This is a genomic window from Iamia sp. SCSIO 61187, assembly GCF_019443745.1.
Lineage (GTDB): Bacteria > Actinomycetota > Acidimicrobiia > Acidimicrobiales > Iamiaceae > Iamia.
Genome location: NZ_CP050948.1, coordinates 1,309,397 through 1,324,708, shown reverse-complemented (window position 1 = coordinate 1,324,708; position 15,312 = coordinate 1,309,397). Strand labels below are relative to the sequence as shown.

General features: G+C 74.6%; 13 protein-coding genes. 6 read left to right on the top strand and 7 right to left on the bottom strand.

What is annotated here, in order from left to right:
• Position 1: 1 nt before the first annotated feature.
• From HC251_RS06485 to mfd, 5 genes are all read right to left on the bottom strand, one after another.
• The gene (locus tag HC251_RS06485; protein WP_219944490.1) at positions 2–613 is read right to left on the bottom strand and encodes a septum formation initiator family protein; all 612 of its coding nucleotides are present in this window, start codon (positions 611–613) and stop codon (positions 2–4) included.
• A gap of 13 nt (positions 614–626) precedes the next feature.
• Positions 627–1,910 (bottom strand): phosphopyruvate hydratase, encoded by a 1,284-nt coding sequence (gene eno / locus HC251_RS06480; RefSeq protein WP_219944489.1) that lies wholly within the window; start codon positions 1,908–1,910, stop codon positions 627–629.
• A gap of 234 nt (positions 1,911–2,144) precedes the next feature.
• Positions 2,145–3,488, bottom strand: a complete 1,344-nt coding sequence (locus tag HC251_RS06475) for a MazG nucleotide pyrophosphohydrolase domain-containing protein (RefSeq protein ID WP_219944488.1) — start codon at positions 3,486–3,488, stop codon at positions 2,145–2,147.
• A gap of 42 nt (positions 3,489–3,530) precedes the next feature.
• Positions 3,531–4,643 (bottom strand): hypothetical protein, encoded by a 1,113-nt coding sequence (locus HC251_RS06470; protein WP_219944487.1) that lies wholly within the window; start codon positions 4,641–4,643, stop codon positions 3,531–3,533.
• Positions 4,644–4,722: 79 nt separating this feature from the next.
• Positions 4,723–8,166, bottom strand: a complete 3,444-nt coding sequence (mfd, locus tag HC251_RS06465) for a transcription-repair coupling factor (RefSeq protein ID WP_255566619.1) — start codon at positions 8,164–8,166, stop codon at positions 4,723–4,725.
• A 203-nt stretch (positions 8,167–8,369) separates the two neighbouring features.
• Between mfd and HC251_RS06460 the strand changes: the two genes are divergently transcribed.
• Positions 8,370–9,113: a class I SAM-dependent methyltransferase gene (locus HC251_RS06460; protein ID WP_219944486.1), complete on the top strand. Its 744-nt coding sequence runs from the start codon at positions 8,370–8,372 to the stop codon at positions 9,111–9,113.
• Between the two features lie 17 nt (positions 9,114–9,130).
• Here the strand turns inward: HC251_RS06460 and HC251_RS06455 are convergent, their stop codons facing one another.
• On the bottom strand, positions 9,131–10,591 hold the full coding sequence (locus HC251_RS06455; RefSeq protein WP_219944485.1) for an HNH endonuclease signature motif containing protein: 1,461 nt from the start codon (positions 10,589–10,591) through the stop codon (positions 9,131–9,133).
• 151 nt (positions 10,592–10,742) lie between these two features.
• On the opposite strand from HC251_RS06455, the gene HC251_RS06450 reads away from it, so the two are divergent.
• The 3 genes from HC251_RS06450 (at position 10,743) to HC251_RS06440 (ending at position 13,257) form a co-directional block, all read left to right on the top strand.
• On the top strand, positions 10,743–11,678 hold the full coding sequence (locus HC251_RS06450) for an isopenicillin N synthase family oxygenase (protein ID WP_219944484.1): 936 nt from the start codon (positions 10,743–10,745) through the stop codon (positions 11,676–11,678).
• Between the two features lie 13 nt (positions 11,679–11,691).
• Complete coding sequence (locus HC251_RS06445) at positions 11,692–12,297, top strand: TetR/AcrR family transcriptional regulator (protein ID WP_219944483.1); 606 nt, start codon at positions 11,692–11,694, stop codon at positions 12,295–12,297.
• Between the two features lie 126 nt (positions 12,298–12,423).
• Positions 12,424–13,257: a phytanoyl-CoA dioxygenase family protein gene (locus HC251_RS06440; RefSeq protein WP_219944482.1), complete on the top strand. Its 834-nt coding sequence runs from the start codon at positions 12,424–12,426 to the stop codon at positions 13,255–13,257.
• A gap of 3 nt (positions 13,258–13,260) precedes the next feature.
• On the opposite strand, the gene HC251_RS06435 is transcribed toward HC251_RS06440, so the two are convergent.
• Positions 13,261–14,319, bottom strand: a complete 1,059-nt coding sequence (locus HC251_RS06435; protein WP_219944481.1) for a PHB depolymerase family esterase — start codon at positions 14,317–14,319, stop codon at positions 13,261–13,263.
• A 92-nt stretch (positions 14,320–14,411) separates the two neighbouring features.
• Between HC251_RS06435 and HC251_RS06430 the strand changes: the two genes are divergently transcribed.
• Both HC251_RS06430 and HC251_RS06425 read left to right on the top strand, forming a co-directional pair.
• The gene (locus HC251_RS06430) at positions 14,412–14,849 is read left to right on the top strand and encodes an SgcJ/EcaC family oxidoreductase (RefSeq protein ID WP_219944480.1); all 438 of its coding nucleotides are present in this window, start codon (positions 14,412–14,414) and stop codon (positions 14,847–14,849) included.
• Entirely contained in the window at positions 14,846–15,280 is a 435-nt protein-coding gene (locus HC251_RS06425; RefSeq protein ID WP_219944479.1) for an SgcJ/EcaC family oxidoreductase, read from the top strand. The genes HC251_RS06430 and HC251_RS06425 overlap by 4 nt, the downstream gene beginning before the upstream one ends.
• Positions 15,281–15,312 lie beyond the last annotated feature (32 nt).

Genomic DNA, 15,312 nt, shown 5'->3' with positions numbered 1-15,312 from the left:
GTCAGCGGTTGAGCCAGTCCTCGGCGCCGGTGAAGGGCCAGCTGTCGGGCAGGTCGACCGGGGGCACCGACGGGGGCAGGGTCCGGTAGGCCTCCTCCCCCGGGCGGACGTAGCCCAGCTTCTCCCGGGCGATCTGCTCGACCACGTCGGGGTCCTGGAGCTCGGCGACCCGATCCTCCCGGACGGCCTGCTCGGCCCGGATGCGCTCGAGCTCGGCCTGGCGCTCGCGGGTCTCGTCGCGCTGGGCGAGCCACGTCCGGGTGGGGAACACGCCCACGAGCAGGAAGCCGACCAGCACCACCGAGACGACCAGCCCGGCGGCGATGCGCCGACCGGGACGGGGCGCCGGCCGACCGTGGCGCCGGGCCGACGCCCGGGCGGGGGTTCGCCGGGACCCCCCGGACGCCGACGTCGCCGTGGCCCTGCCCTTCGACGTGGCCGAGGGCGGGCGGCGGGTGGTCGGAGGCGTGGCCTTCGCCCCGGGGGTGGGCTTGGTGGCGGGCCGCGAGCCGGCCGGGCGGCGGGCGGACCCGGTCGCGCCCCGGGCGGGGGCGCGACGGGAGGACCCGGTCGCGCCCGCCGGGCGGGGACGGCGGCGGGGCCCGTCGCTCACGCCCGCCCCTCGCTCATGCCGACCCCCGGGCCAGGGCGGCGGCGCCCGGGTACGACGCCGCCTCACCCAGGTCCTCCTCGATGCGGAGGAGCTGGTTGTACTTGGCCACCCGGTCGCTGCGGGCCGGGGCGCCGGTCTTGATCTGTCCGCAGTTGGTGGCCACGGCCAGGTCGGCGATGGTGGCGTCCTCGGTCTCGCCCGAGCGGTGCGACATCACCGCCGTGTACTTCGAGCGGGCGCCCAGCGCGACCGCGTCGAGCGTCTCGGTGAGCGAGCCGATCTGGTTGACCTTGATCAGGATCGAGTTGGCCACGCCGGCCTCGATGCCCCGGCTGAAGCGGTCGACGTTGGTGACGAACAGGTCGTCGCCGACCAGCTGGACCTTGTCGCCGATGGCCTCGGTGAGGGCAGCCCAGCCCTTCCAGTCCTCCTCGCCCATGCCGTCCTCGATCGACACGATCGGGTACCGCTCGGTGAGGTCGGTCAGGTAGTCGACGAACTCGGCCGGCTTGAGCTTGCGGCCCTCGCCGGCGAGGTCGTACTTGCCCCGCGCGAAGAACTCGGTGGAGGCGGCGTCGAGGGCGATGGCGATGTCGCTCCCGGGGGTGAACCCGGCGCTCTGGATGGCCTCGACGAGGAGCCCGATGGCGGCCTCGTTGGACTCGAGGTTGGGGGCGAAGCCGCCCTCGTCGCCGATGGCGGTGGCCAGGCCCTTCTTGGCGAGGATGCCCTTGAGCACGTGGTAGGTCTCGGTGCCCCAGCGCAGCGCCTCGCCGAAGCTGGCCGCGCCGACCGGCATGATCATGAACTCCTGGATGTCCATGTTGTTGTCGGCGTGGGCGCCGCCGTTGAGGACGTTCATCATCGGCACGGGCAGGACGTGGGCGTTGGTGCCCCCGACGTGCCGGTACAGCGGCAGCCCGAGCTCGCGGGCCGCCGCCTTGGCCGCCGCCAGGGAGACGCCGAGGATGGCGTTGGCGCCCAGGCGGCCCTTGGCGTCGGTGCCGTCGAGGTCGATGAGGGTGGTGTCCAGCAGGCGCTGCTCGATGGCGTCGAGGCCCACCACGGCGTCGCGGATCTCACCGTTGACGTGGCCGACGGCCTTGCGCACGCCCTTGCCGCCGTAGCGCTTGCCCCCGTCGCGGAGCTCGACGGCCTCGAACGCGCCGGTCGACGCGCCCGACGGGACGGCGGCCCGGCCCACGTTGCCGGAGTCGAGCAGCACCTCCACCTCGACGGTGGGGTTGCCGCGCGAGTCGAGGATCTCGCGTCCGACGACGTCTTCGATGGTGCTCATCGGCGCACGATGGGAGCGTCGAGATCGTACGACCGAGCTGGCCGGACGGGGCGCCGATGAGCACCGACGGCGGCTCCGCCGCCGGGCAGCCAACCGTGCTTGCTGGGTCGCTCGCTTCGCTCGCTCATGGGGGTGGGGTCGACTCCTGGGTCGGGGCGCGGGTCGCCGTCCCAGGGTAGGCGGCGCTCCCCGCCCGGCCCGAGCACCCGGCCGGACGGGACCGAGGGCGCCGCCTCAGCGGCCGGCGGCGCGGACCGCGTCGCGGACGCGGGCGGCGGCGGCCCGGAGGGCAGCCTCCGGGTCGACGTCGCCGGTCCGGGCCACGGCCACCAGGGCGAGGAGCTGGTCCCCCAGGTCCTCGGGGTCGGCGGCGGCGGGCGACCACGGGTGCCCGGCCGCCTCGGCCTTGCGCAGCACCTTGTGGGCCCAGAGCAGCGACGGGAGGGCGTCGGTGAGCCCGTCCATGACCGACTCGTGCCCCGACTCGGCCCGCTTGATCTGCTCCCACGACCGGGCCAGGTCCTCGGCCGGCGAGGCGTCGCCGGCCGGGTGGAGCGTGCCGTTGCCGGCGAAGACGTGCGGGTGGCGGCGGACCAGCTTGTCGTGGATCCCCCGGGCCACGTCGGCCAGGGTGAAGGCGCCCCGCTCGGCGCCGAGCGTGGCGTGGAAGACGACCTGGAACAGCAGGTCGCCCAGCTCCTCGGCCAGGTGCTCCTCGGCGTCGACGCCGGCGTCGGAGCCGAGCTCGTCGCGGTCGGCGACGGCGGCCCAGGCGGTGATGGCCTCGACGACCTCGTAGGCCTCCTCGAGGGCGTGGCGGGTGAGGGTGACGTGGGTCTGCTCGCGGTCCCACGGGCACCGCTCCCGGAGGGTCCGCACCAGCTCGGCGAACGCCACCACCTCGGCCGCGACCGGCGCGGCCAGGCGGGGCACGTACAGCGAGGTCAGGTGGTCGGGGTCGACGCTGCGGTCGAGCTCGGCCCAGGGGACGGCGGTGATCGACTCCTCCGGTGTGCCCAGCCGCTGGACGACCAGCACCGGCTCGGTCGGTGGGTCGTCGACCGCCAGCTTGATGTCCGAGAGCACCCGGCGGTTGTGGCAGTGGGCCACCAGCAGCGGACCCCGCTCCCCCGCCGCCGCCTCGGCGAAGCGGTGCCCGTCGACCAGGCGCACCCCCTCCTCCACCGGGTCCAGGCCGAGGCGCACCCACGCCAGGTCGAGGAACGACAGGGCGGGCCGCACGTCGAGGTCCACCTCGCCGGCGTCGGCCCGGGCCGCCAGGAGGTCGACCGTCCGCTCCAGGACCCGGGGCGAGCCGGGCACGGCGTAGACGACCTCGCCGTGCTCGGCGGCGAGGGCGATGAGCCGATCGGCGATCTCCCGGTAGACGTCGGCGAAGGTCGGGGCCCGCTCGTAGACGTCGTCGAAGGTCGGGGCGTCGGGGGCCAGGACGGCGGCGGGGTGGCGGGCCGTGCGCAGCCACGCCGGCCGGGTCCCGTCCAGCAGGTCGGTCGTCTCGCGGGTGACGAGGTCGGGACCGGCGGGCCCGAGCCCGACGACGATGACGCGGCCGGTCATGCCGACGGGTCGGTCACGGCCGTGGGGCGATCGCGCCGGGCATCAACCGCCGGCGGGGACCGACGTGCTGTCGCCGGCGATCTCGTCGAGCAGCGGCTCGGTCGCGCCCTCGGGCGGGACGACGCGGCGGATCTCGGGGTCCCACGTGCCGAACCGGGGGTCGATGCGGACGTCGATCGAGCCCCCCTCGGCGTCGACCAGCTCGGCGAGGGCCGCCTCGCCGGGGTCGGGCAGGCTGGCCACGATCTCCTCCTGCACCTCCTCGAAGGCGAGCAGCCGCTGCTCGCGGACCTGGAAGAAGTAGGCGGCCCCGTCGCCCAGGTCGACCGCCTCGGACGCCTCGCCCTCGTCGAGCCCCGTCACCAGGTCGACGACCTCGGGCGACAGGTTGGCGCTCAGCAGCTGGGACGTGGTGAGGCACTGGCCCAGGTCACCACCGGCGGCGGCGATCTCGGGGGCGACGGTGACCTCGCTGGAGACCTCGGCGAAGTCCTCCCCGGCGTCCAGGCGGGCCTGCACGGCCTCGGCGTCGCCGGCCTCGACGATGATGGCGCTCAGGCAGTACGCCTCGAACTGCGACGGGTCGGCCTCGTAGATCTCGCGGGCCTGCTCCTCCTGGCCCGTCACGCCCTCCCCCGCCACCCGGGCGAGGGCCAAGGTGGAGGCCCGCAGGTCGACCAGCCACTCCCGGACGTCCTCGGGGAGGGCCTCGAAGGCGGCGATGCTGCGCTCCTGGGCCTCGGCCTGCTCGGGGGTGGGCTCGGCCCCCGGCTGCACCTGGATCCCCTCGTTGAACCCGACCCGCACCTGGGCCTCGGCCTCCTGGCGCTCCTCCTCGGTGGGCCGGGCCCCCTCGCGCTCGGCCAGCTCGGCCTGGAGGGTCTCGAGGACGAGGCTGGTCAGGATCTCCGACGCCGCGGCCAGCTGGTAGGTGTCCTCGCCGTCGCCCTCGATGAGGTCGGTGAGGCGGTCGCGGTCGGCCTCGACGTAGGCGCCCACGACCTGGTCGAGCCGGTCGGCCGAGATGTGGCGGTCCCCGACGCGGGCCGCCGACGGCCGCCCGGCGTTGCACGACGAGGCCGCCAGGACCAGGCCGACCACGGCGGCGCCGGTGGCGACGGCACGGAGCGGGCGGGGCAGGGCACGGGGACGCACGGCGGTCGATGGTAGGAGGTGCGCCGACCGGCCCCGCAGTCGCGTGCTCGCCCGCCGCCGCGTCGGTCCCCGCCCGCGGCTACTCCGGCGGGACGAGCTGGCGGAGGAGGTCGACGAGGGTGGCGGCCAGCGTCGGGGTCTTGGGGATGGGCAGGACGACCTGCTCCTGGTCCTCCTTGTAGACCGCCTTGGGGAACAGCCGGCGCAGCCGGATCTGCTGGCTCTGCTTGAGGACGAGGGGCGACACCCGGGCGGTGTGGGCCGGACCGCCGAACGCCGGGCCCTTGGTCACGTTGACCTCGCGGGCGCCGATGCGGTGGCACTCGGCGCGCAGGCGGGCGATCTCGAGCAGCTGGGCGGCGGGCTCGGGCACGGGCCCGTAGCGGTCCTCCCACTCGGCCCGGATGTCGTCGACCTCGGTCGGGGTCGTGACCGTGGCCAGCCGGCGGTAGGCCTCCAGGCGCAGGTCCTCGCGGGGCACGTAGGTGCTGGGGAGGTGGGCGTCGAGGGGCAGGTCCAGCTTCACCTCGGCCGGCTCGCGCCGCTCCTCGCCCTTGAGCTCGGCCACCGCCTCGCTCACCATCTGGACGTACAGGTCGTAGCCCACCGCCGCGATGTGGCCGGACTGGCCGGTGCCGAGGAGGGAGCCGGCGCCCCGGATCTCGAGGTCGCGCATGGCGATCCGGAAACCCGACCCCAGCTCGGTGGCCTCGCCGATCGTCTTCAGCCGCTCGTAGGCCTCCTCCGACAGGGACATGTCGCGGGGGTGGAACAGGTAGGCGTAGGCCCGCTGCCCGGCCCGGCCGACCCGACCCCGCAGCTGGTGCAGCTGGCCCAGGCCGAGGCGGTCGGCCCGGTCGACCACCAGGGTGTTCACCGTGGGCATGTCGATGCCCGACTCGATGATCGTCGTGCACACCAGGACGTCGAAGCGGCCCTCCCAGAAGTCGTAGACGACCTGCTCGAGGGTGCCCTCGTCCATCTGCCCGTGGGCGACGGCGATGCGGGCCTCGGGCACCAGGTCCCGCAGCTCGGCCGCCTTCTTCTCGATGTCGCGGACCCGGTTGTGGACGAAGAAGACCTGGCCCTCGCGCAGCAGCTCGCGCCGGATGGCCTCGGAGATGGCCCGCTCGTCCTCCTCGCCGACGTAGGTGAGGATCGGCTGGCGCTCGGCCGGCGGGGTGTGGAGGAGGGTGAGGTCGCGGATGCCGGTGAGGCTCATCTCGAGCGTCCGGGGGATCGGCGTGGCCGACAGGGTGAGGACGTCGAGGTTGGCCTTGATCGCCTTGATCTGCTCCTTGTGCTTGACCCCGAAGCGCTGCTCCTCGTCGACCACGAGCAGCCCCAGGTCCTTGAACTCGATGTCCTGGGACAGGAGGCGGTGGGTGCCGACCACCAGGTCGACCTCGCCGGTGCGGAGCCCGGCCATGACCTCCTTGGCCTGGCCGGCGGTGAGGAAGCGGCTCAGCACCTCGACCCGCACCGGGTAGCCCGAGAAGCGGTCGCTGAAGGTCTGGAAGTGCTGCTGGGCGAGCAGGGTCGTCGGGACCAGGATCGCCACCTGCTTGCCCTCCTGCACGGCCTTGAACGCGGCCCGCAGGGCGACCTCGGTCTTGCCGAAGCCGACGTCGCCGCACACCAGGCGGTCCATGGGCCGCTCGGCCTGCATGTCGGCCTTGACCTCCTCGATGGCGACGAGCTGGTCGGGGGTCTCCCGGTGCGGGAAGCTCTCCTCCATCTCCCGCTGCCAGGGGGTGTCCTCGGGGTAGGCGTAGCCGGGCGTGCTGAGGCGCTTCTGGTAGAGGACCACCAGCTCCTGGGCGATGTGGCTGACCTCGGCCCGGACCTTGGCCTTGGCCTTCTGCCACTCGCCCCCGCCGAGGCGGCTGGGCTTCGGGTCCTCGCCGCCGGTGTAGTGGCGGACGGCGTCGATCTGGTCCGACGGGACGTAGAGCTTGTCGTTCCCCCGGTACTCGAGCAGGAGGTAGTCGCGCTCGACCCCGCCGATGGTGCGGGTGACCATGCCGCCGTAGCGGGCCACGCCGTGCTGGTGGTGGACGACGTAGGAGCCGGGGCGCAGGTCGTCGAAGAAGCCGGCGGTGTCGCGCTTGCGGCTGCGCGGGGCCCGGTGGGGCCGACGGCGCCCGGTGAGGTCGACCTCGGCGAGCACCGCGACCCCAGCGCCGGGGAGCACGACGCCGCGGTCGAGCGGCGCCACCCGGACCTCGATCTCGAGCTCCTGGCCGCGGAGGACGTCGGCCATGCGGCCGGCGCTGGCCTCGGTGTCGGCTGCGCCGACGACGCGGACGCCGCTGCGGACCACGTCCCGGACCTGGCCGAGCAGGCCGGCGCCGTCACCGACGCCGGGGTGCCACCCGATGCTCTGCACGACGGGCGTGTCGGGCGAGTCGGCCACGTTGACGACGGTCCAGGCCGGGACGGTCGTATGCGAGAGCAGGCGGTCGTACGGGAGGTGGAGGGCGGGGATGTCGGTGCTGTCGGGGACGTCCCAGGTGCTGCGGGCCAGGTGCCGGGCCAGGTCCGACTCCTCGCCGATGATGTCCTCGGCCCGGTCCCGCATGCGCCGGGGCTCGACCAGGAGGACCAGGGCGCCGGCGTCTCCGTCGTCCTCGCCGGTGGGGAGCAGGTCGAGCAGCACGTGCTCGCGGTCGGTGAGCCACGGCAGCCACGACTCCATGCCGTCGAAGACCAGGCCCTCGGCCAGCCGCTCCCACTGCTCGCGCCCCCACGGCTGCGTGGCGATCAGCTTCTCGGCCCGCGCCCGGACCTCGGCGGTGGGCATGACCTCGCGGCACGGGAAGATCGCCGCCGCCGGCACCGGGTCGGTCGACCGCTGGTCGGTGATGGAGAACTCGGTCAGGCGGTCGACCTCGTCGCCCCACAGGTCGATGCGGATGGGGCGGTCCTCGGTCGAGGGGAAGACGTCGACGATCGACCCCCGCACGGCCACCTCGCCCCGGGCCTCGACCTGCGGCTCGCGGCGGTAGCCGGCGGCCACCAGCCAGGCGGCGACCTCGTCCCGGTCGACCTGCTGGCCGGGACGGATGATCAGCGGCTCGACCTCGTCGACGTGCGGGCCCAGCCGCTGCACCAGGGCCCGGATGGGGGCCACGACCACCTTGGGCGCCTGGCGGGGGTTCCGCAGGCGCCACGCCACCCGCATGCGGTGGCCCATGGTCTCGACGTTGGGGCTGACCCGCTCGAACGGCAGCGTCTCCCACGCCGGGAACAGCTCGACCTTGTCCCGGCCGAGGAAGGCGCCCAGGTCGTGGGTCAGCCGCTCGGCCTCGCCGGTGGTGGGCACGGCGACGAGGATCGGCGTCCGGGTGCCCCCGGCCAGGTGGGCGATGGTCAGCGGTCGAGCCGCCTCGGTCACGGCCAGGTGGGCCCGGTTCCGCCCCCGGACGCCCGCCAGCCCCGGCTCGGCGGCCAGCCGCGCCGGCAGGTCGCCCAGGGGGGCGGCGGCGGTGGGGCTCGGGGCGGCAGCGGTGCGGGTGCTCACGGGCAGGGGCCTTCGGGCTCGGTGGGACGCGACGGAACGCCGGGATCCGGCGCTGACCGGGTCCCGTGCGGACGGCCCAACCTACCGGCGCCCGGCCGCCCGCCGGCCCGCCCCGCCCAACTTCGTCCGGAACCCTGCCGAGGAGGGGGACTTCCGGACAAAGGTCGCGGGGCTCGACCGAGACGGCGGTCACGATGGCCGCGATGACGCCGGACCCGATCTTCGCCCACCCCCGCCTGGCGGACGTGTACGACGACCTCGATCCCGACCGGTCGGACCTCGACGCCTACGTGGCCATCGTCGAGGAGCTCGGCGCCCGGTCGGTGCTCGACGTCGGCTGCGGCACGGGCGCGCTGGCGGTGCTGCTGGCCGGGCGGGGTGTCGAGGTGGTCGGCCTCGACCCGGCGGCGGCCAGCCTGGCCGTGGCCCGCCGCAAGCCCGGCGCCGACCGGGTCTGCTGGATCGAGGGTGACGCCACGACCCTGGCCATCGCTGTCCCGCCCGAGAGGCGCGTCGACCTCGCCGTCATGACCGGCAACGTGGCCCAGGTGTTCACCACCGACGACGCCTGGGCCGCCGCCCTGGCCGGCATCGGCGCTGCCCTCGGTCCCGGCGGCCACGTGGTGTTCGAGACCCGCCGGCCCGAGGTGCGCGTCTGGGAGCAGTGGACGCCCGACCGGACCTGCCGCACCGCCGAGGTCGCCGGCGTCGGGACCGTCGTCACGTGGTGCGAGGTCATCACCGTCGACGAGCCGCTGGTGAGCTTCCGATGGTGGTTCCGCTTCACGTCGGGCGGCGAGCTGCTCGCCAGCGACTCGACCATCCGCTTCCGCACGCGCGCCGAGCTGGAGGCCTCGCTGGCCCTGGCCGGGTTCACCGTCGACGACGTGCGCGACGCGCCCGACCGCCCGGGCCTGGAGATGGTGGTCGTCGCCCACCGCTCGTGACCATCCGGTCCCGACCGTCACGGGGGGTCGGGGTCGGTGTCGGTGGGTGGGGTGAAGGTCCAGCCGTGCTCGGTGGTGTGGCGGAGGATCCAGCCGCAGAGGGTCTTGAGGAGGTGGTCGCGGCGGCAGACGTGGGCGAGGTTGCGGTACTCGGTGGGTCCGCCGAGGGCATGGTCGACGAAGCAGTGGTCGAGCTCGAGGTGCTTGGTGGCGCCGCAGCCGGGGACGACGCAGGTGCCGCGGTCGCGGGCGAACAGGGCCCGGCGGACCGCTTCGGGGACGTAGCGGCGTTGGCTGGAGATGAGGGTGACGTCGGTGCCGGTGACGATGAGGCGGAGCAGCGAGTCCTGCATGATGTGCCGGGCGAGGGCGACGGGGATGGGACCGAGGCCGTGGATCTCGCAGGTCTCGTCAGTGGTGACGTAGCCCCGGCGGAGGGCGTCGAAGTCGACCAGGACGTGGACCTGGGCCGGTGCCCGCCGGTTCCGCGGCGCCGGGGTCGAGGGGCGTCGCCCGGCGGTGGGCACCACCCGAGCCGGCGCTTCGGGGGGCGCGGTGTCGCCGCGCTCGTCGGTGTCGGTGTCGTTGGCGGTGTCGAAGAGGGTGGGTCCCTCGGGGTCGGGCGGCGGTCGATCGGGCGGGGCGGCGGGCGCCGTGGCCGGTTCGGCGGCCGGCTCGGTGTCGGTGTCGGTGTCGGTGTCGGTGGCGGTGTCGGTGTCGGTGTCGAGGAGGACGTCGCGGGCGAGCATGTCGAGGGCGTCGGCCATGAGGGCCTCGTCGGTGAGGCGCTCGCCGGCGTCGCGGGCGTTGCGGAAGGCCTGGCGCCGGTAGGGCTCGAGGGCGGCGAGGACCCGGGCGTGGGACTCGGCGGGGATGTTCCAGACGCCGTGGCCCTCACCATCGAGCGACACCCACGCCTTGAGGGCTCGCCGCCGGTGGATGCGAGCAGCGCCCTGACCGGAGCGCTCGTCGGCCCGGGCGATGACCTTGCGGGCCTCGTCCCGGGTTGCTCGCAGGTCTCCCCGCCTGGCGGTCCGCACCAGCCGGCCCTCGGCCGCCGGGTCCACCGCCGCGCCCTGGGCCACGACCTTGGCCTGCTCGGTCGAGATCTCCCCCCGCCCCGCCGCCTCCTGAGCCGCCGGCAGCGATGCCAGCCGCTCGGAGGCCTCGAGCTCGGCCTTGGCCTGACCGACGGTGATCCCCTCCTGGCGGGCCACGTGCTCGGCCGCCGACTTCTCGCCCCGGGCCTTCCACTCCCCGGTGTCGGCCGCCGCCTTGCGCAGCACCAGCCGGGCCCCCCGAGCCCGCCGCTCGATCGACCCCAGCGCCGCGACCACCGGACCGAGCCGGAACGCGGGCACCCGCTCGGGCACCAGCTCCGGACCGATCGACGCCAGCAGACCGTCGACCCGGCCCAGCACCGCCAGCACGTCGACCGGGGCGCCCGCACCACCGGTGGCGTCCTGCGCACCTCTCATGGGAGACCTCCTTCCGGTCCCGACCCACGACGAACACGTGTTCGCTTCGTACCCACTGACCGGCGGCGGGAAACCCCAAGGGCCACGGAAGTCCGGACGATCCGTCCCCGCGACCGGACCGAGCTCGACCTGGGGGTGGCATCCTGGGGGCATGGCCTTCGACGTGGCGACCGTGCACCTGGACGACTTCTCCCGGGGGTCCACCGAGACCCGCCAGTCCTTCGTCGACACGCTCGGCCGCAGCCTGGTCGACACCGGCTTCGTCAAGGTCGACGGCCACCGGGTCACGGCCCAGGACATCGACGCCGCCTACGAGGCGGCCAAGGACTTCTTCGCCCTCCCCCTCGAGGCCAAGCAGCGCTACGTCATGCCCAAGGGCGCCGGCGGCTACACGCCCTTCGGCACCGAGCACGCCAAGGACAGCGAGGCCATCGACCTCAAGGAGTTCTGGCACGTCCACCAGGACGTCCCGCCCGAGCACCCCCTCTTCCCGGCCTACGGCGCCAACGTCTTCCCCGACGAGGTCCCCCACTTCCAGCCGGCGATGATGCGGCTCTACCGCGACCTCGAGGCCGCGGCCCAGACGCTGCTCGAGGCCATCGCCCTCTACCTCGGCCTGCCCGAGCGCGACCTGGCCGACATGGTCGTCGACGGTCGGTCCGTGCTGCGGATCATCCACTACCCGCCGCTCCGGGAGGCGAGTGCTCCGGGCGCCGTGCGGGCCGCCGCCCACGAGGACATCAACCTCATCACCCTGCTGCCTGCAGCCACCGAGACGGGGCTGGAGCTGCTCGACCGCGATGGCACGTGGCACCCGGTCGACGGGCTCGAGGGCGAGATCGTGGTCGACGCCGGCGACATGCTGAGCCGGCACGTGAACGACATCATCCCGGCGACCACGCACCGGGTGGTGAACCCCTCCACCGACGACGTGGCCCGCTACTCCATGCCCTTCTTCTGCCACCCCCGCCCCGAGGTCCTCCTCGACGCCCCCGAGGCCCTGGTGGGCGACGGCGAGAGGCGCTTCGCCCCCATCACGGCCGACGACTTCCTGAACCAGCGCCTGGCCGAGATCGGGCTGGCCTAGCCCGCGGGCCACCATGGCGGGCGTCAAGGGGCAGGTCCAGGCGCGCGGCGTCGAACGGCGGCGGGCCATCGTCGCCGCCGCCACCGAGCACTTCGCCCGGGAGGGCTACCGGGGCACCGGGATCGGCGCCATCGCCAAGGCGGCCGGCGTCACGACCGGCGGCGTCCTCCACCACTTCGGGTCCAAGGAGGGGCTGCTGATCGCCGTCCTCCAGCAGCGGGACCGCGACGCCGTGGCCGCCTTCGAGTCGGCGCCGACGGCGACGGTGGCCGACGAGCTCGACCGCTGGGTCGACGTCGCCGCCTGGAACGAGGGGCGCGCCGCCGTCGCCGCCCTCCACACCGTCCTGCTGGCCGAGACCATCGCCGAGGACCACCCCGCCCGGGGCTACTTCATCGACCGCAACCGGGCTGTCGTCGAGGTGCTGGCCGGCACCCTCCAGCGAGGCGTCGACCGCGGCGAGCTGCGCCCCGACCTGGACGTGGCGGCCAAGGCGGCCGAGCTCCACGCCCTCATCGAGGGCGCCCACCTGCTGTGGCTCCACTCGGGGGCGCCGACGGGGCTGGCCCCCACCCTGCGCACCGCCCTCGACGACCAGCTCCGGCTGATGACCGCCTGACCCCCAGCCGTCGGACGTCGAATCGCCAGCGAATCGCCCTCCGACGGGCGACACGGCGGTCTCGGACATCCCGGGCGTGGACGCAACCGGGACCCAGATGATAAACCTGACCACATGGTCAGTGAAATGCCTCTCGCCCTGCACCCGTGGAACGTCGGGTTCCGGTGGACCGACACCGAGCCGACCCACGGCGCCCTGACCGCCGAGCAGGTCCGGGCCTTCGACGCCGACGGCTTCGTGGTGGTGCGCGACGTGTTCACCCCGGACGAGGTCGCGGCCGTGCGCACGGTCATCGATCGCTTCGAGAGCGAGACCCAGGCCGCCCTCCGCCAGCTCGACGACGATCGGCTGTTCATCGCCGAGGCCGGGGCCATCACCTTCGCCCCCCACCTCGTGACCCGGGCCCCCGAGCTGGCCGCCTTCGCCCGCCACCCGGCGTTCGCCGCCATCGTCGCCGACCTCGTCGGCCCGGACGTCGACCTCTACTGGGACCAGGCCGTCTACAAGGACCCCGAGAAGCCCCGCCGCTTCCCGTGGCACCAGGACAACGGGTACGCCTTCGTCGAGCCCCAGCAGTACCTGACCTGCTGGGTGCCGCTGACCGACGCCCACCTCGCCAACGGCTGCCCCCAGGTCGCCCCCGGGCTGCACCGCGGCGGCACGCTCGCCCACCGCTACGTCGAGCCGCTGGGCTACGAGTGCTTCACCGCGCCACCGGTCGAGGTGGCGGTGGCCGAGGCCGCGGTCGGCGACGTCGTCGTGTTCAGCTCGCTGACCCCCCACCTCACCGGCCCCAACCTCACCGACGAGGTGCGGAAGGCCTACATCCTCCAGTACGCCCCCGTCGGGGCCGAGGTGCTCGAGGGCGACCCCCAGGCCGGCGCCCCCACCGCTCGTCGGCGCTGCGAGGAGCCCCGCCACCTCGCGGTGGCCCGGGACGGTCGCCCCGTCGCGACCTGACCCTCACCCGCCGTGGGCGGCGAGGAAGGCCCAGGTCACGAGGCTGGCGTCGAGGTCGGGGTACGGCTCGTCGCTCCGCCCGGTGGGTGCGGGGTGGCCCATCCAGGCGTGGCCGGCGCTGTCGACGACCACGAGCTCGACGTCGATGCCGCCAGGGCACGGTCCCCACGACTCCACGGTGACCTCGGCCTGGTCGGTCTCCCGGACGCTGGAGGCGTCGGCCCCGGCGCACCCGGCCGCCCGGGCGAAGGTCGCCAACCCCTCGCGCACGGGCGGGAAGTCGGCGCCGGCGGCGCTGTCCTCGCCCACCCCGCCGTCGACGGGCAGGTTGCGGTCGGCCGAGCCGTGGAGGTCCAGCACCGAGACCGGACGGGACGGTGCGCAGCCGTCGACGAAGACGGTGCCCGCCTGGACGGCCACGGCCGCGACCCGGTCCGCCGCCTCGCACGCCAGGCGCAGGGCCATCATGGCGCCGTTGGAGTGGCCGACCCCGAGGACCCGGTTGGGGTCGAGGTCGTGGTCCTCGGCCAGGAGGTCGATCAGCGCACCCAGGAAGGCCACGTCGTCCACGCCGTCCCGCACCGCCGCGGCGCAGCAGCCGCCCGCGTTCCACACGAGCTGGCGCGGGCCGAGAGCCGTCGGCGTCCCCTCGGGGTAGGCGACGACGAACCCGTTGGCTTCGGCCAACCCGTCGTAGCCGCTGGTCTGGGCGAGCTGGTCCCCGTTCCCGGTGCCGCCGTGCAGGGCGAGCACCAGCGGGGCGTCGTCGGCCCGCTGCGTCGGGAGGTAGAGCCGGTAGGTGCGGGTGCGCCCGTCGGGCGTGACGAGCGAGCCGTGGAGGACCTCGCCGGTCGGCTCGACCGCGGCCTCCACCCCGCCGAGGTCGACGGCCGGGCCCGGCCGCTCCGTCCCGCTCCCGGTCGTCGTGGTCGTCGTGGTCACGGTGGAGGGGTCCGCGTCCGTGGTCGGCGACGTCGCCGGGTCCGGCTCGTCGGCGTCGCCACCGCACGCCGCCAGGCCCACCAGCACCCCGACGACCACGACGAGGACGCGGGTGCGCATGGCGGCGATGGTACGACCGGTGGGACACCTCGATGACCGACGCGGGTGCGACCGCTTGACCTCAAGGCACCTTGATGTCGTGGGATGGCCCCATGCCCACCACGACTGCACCACCGACCCTCGCCGACACCGCCGACCACGCCGACGACGTGGCCGCCATCGAGCGCCTCATCGCCGACGTCGGCGCCGGCATCAGCACCCGGGACCCCGACCGCTGCGTCGCCCGCTTCGCCGCCGACGCCCGATCCGTCATCGCCTCGGGCGTGCGGAGCGTCGGTCGCGACGCCATCCGCGCCGCCCACGTCGCCGTCTTCGCCGCCGCCCAGGTCCCGGCCACCGCCCGCTTCGTCCTGCTCCACGTGCTCTTCGTCCGGCCCGACGTCGCCCTGGCCACGACCGGCGCCTACCCCGTCGCCGCCGACGTCGAGGTGGACCGCGACGCCCCGCCCACCGTCGTCACCTGGACGCTGGTCCGGGAGGCCGACGGGTGGTGGGTCGCGGGTCGCCAGTTCACCCGAGTGGCGGCGTGAGCGCGGCGGCGCAAGCGGTGGGCCTCGACGGCGACCGGGCCGACGACGTGGCCGCCATCGAGGCGATCGTGGCCGACGTCGAGGCCGGGTTCAACGCCAACGACGCCGAGCTGATGAACCGCCACGTCGCCGCCGACGCCACCATCGTCAACGCCCTCGGCGGCGAGGCTCGCGGCCGCGACGAGATCATGGCGGCCAGCGTGGCCGGCCTGGCCGGGCCCCTCGCCGACGAGCGGGCCCGCTACCTCGTCACCGACGTCACCTTCGTCCGCCCCGACGTGGCCCTGGCCCACAAGCGGGCCTGGGCCGTCGACGCCGACGGCCGCGAGCTCGACGTCGGCCACGCCATGGTGGCCCTCTACGTGCTCGTGCGGGAGGACGGCCGCTGGTGGATCGCCGCCCGCCAGAACACCCTCGTCCCGGGAGGGTGAGCGGCGACGGCACGGGCCTGGTCCATGCCGTG

Excerpts from the sequence above, each read along its gene's own strand:
- HC251_RS06440 (WP_219944482.1), top strand. The coding sequence starts at position 12,424 with ATGCCTCTCGCCCTGCACCCGTGGAACGTCGGGTTCCGGTGGACCGAC.
- HC251_RS06445 (WP_219944483.1), top strand. The coding sequence starts at position 11,692 with ATGGCGGGCGTCAAGGGGCAGGTCCAGGCGCGCGGCGTCGAACGGCGG.
- HC251_RS06430 (WP_219944480.1), top strand. The coding sequence starts at position 14,412 with ATGCCCACCACGACTGCACCACCGACCCTCGCCGACACCGCCGACCAC.
- HC251_RS06460 (WP_219944486.1), top strand. The coding sequence starts at position 8,370 with ATGACGCCGGACCCGATCTTCGCCCACCCCCGCCTGGCGGACGTGTAC.
- HC251_RS06435 (WP_219944481.1), bottom strand. The coding sequence starts at position 14,319 with ATGCGCACCCGCGTCCTCGTCGTGGTCGTCGGGGTGCTGGTGGGCCTG.
- eno (WP_219944489.1), bottom strand. The coding sequence starts at position 1,910 with ATGAGCACCATCGAAGACGTCGTCGGACGCGAGATCCTCGACTCGCGC.
- HC251_RS06450 (WP_219944484.1), top strand. The coding sequence starts at position 10,743 with ATGGCCTTCGACGTGGCGACCGTGCACCTGGACGACTTCTCCCGGGGG.
- HC251_RS06455 (WP_219944485.1), bottom strand. The coding sequence starts at position 10,591 with ATGAGAGGTGCGCAGGACGCCACCGGTGGTGCGGGCGCCCCGGTCGAC.
- HC251_RS06475 (WP_219944488.1), bottom strand. The coding sequence starts at position 3,488 with ATGACCGGCCGCGTCATCGTCGTCGGGCTCGGGCCCGCCGGTCCCGAC.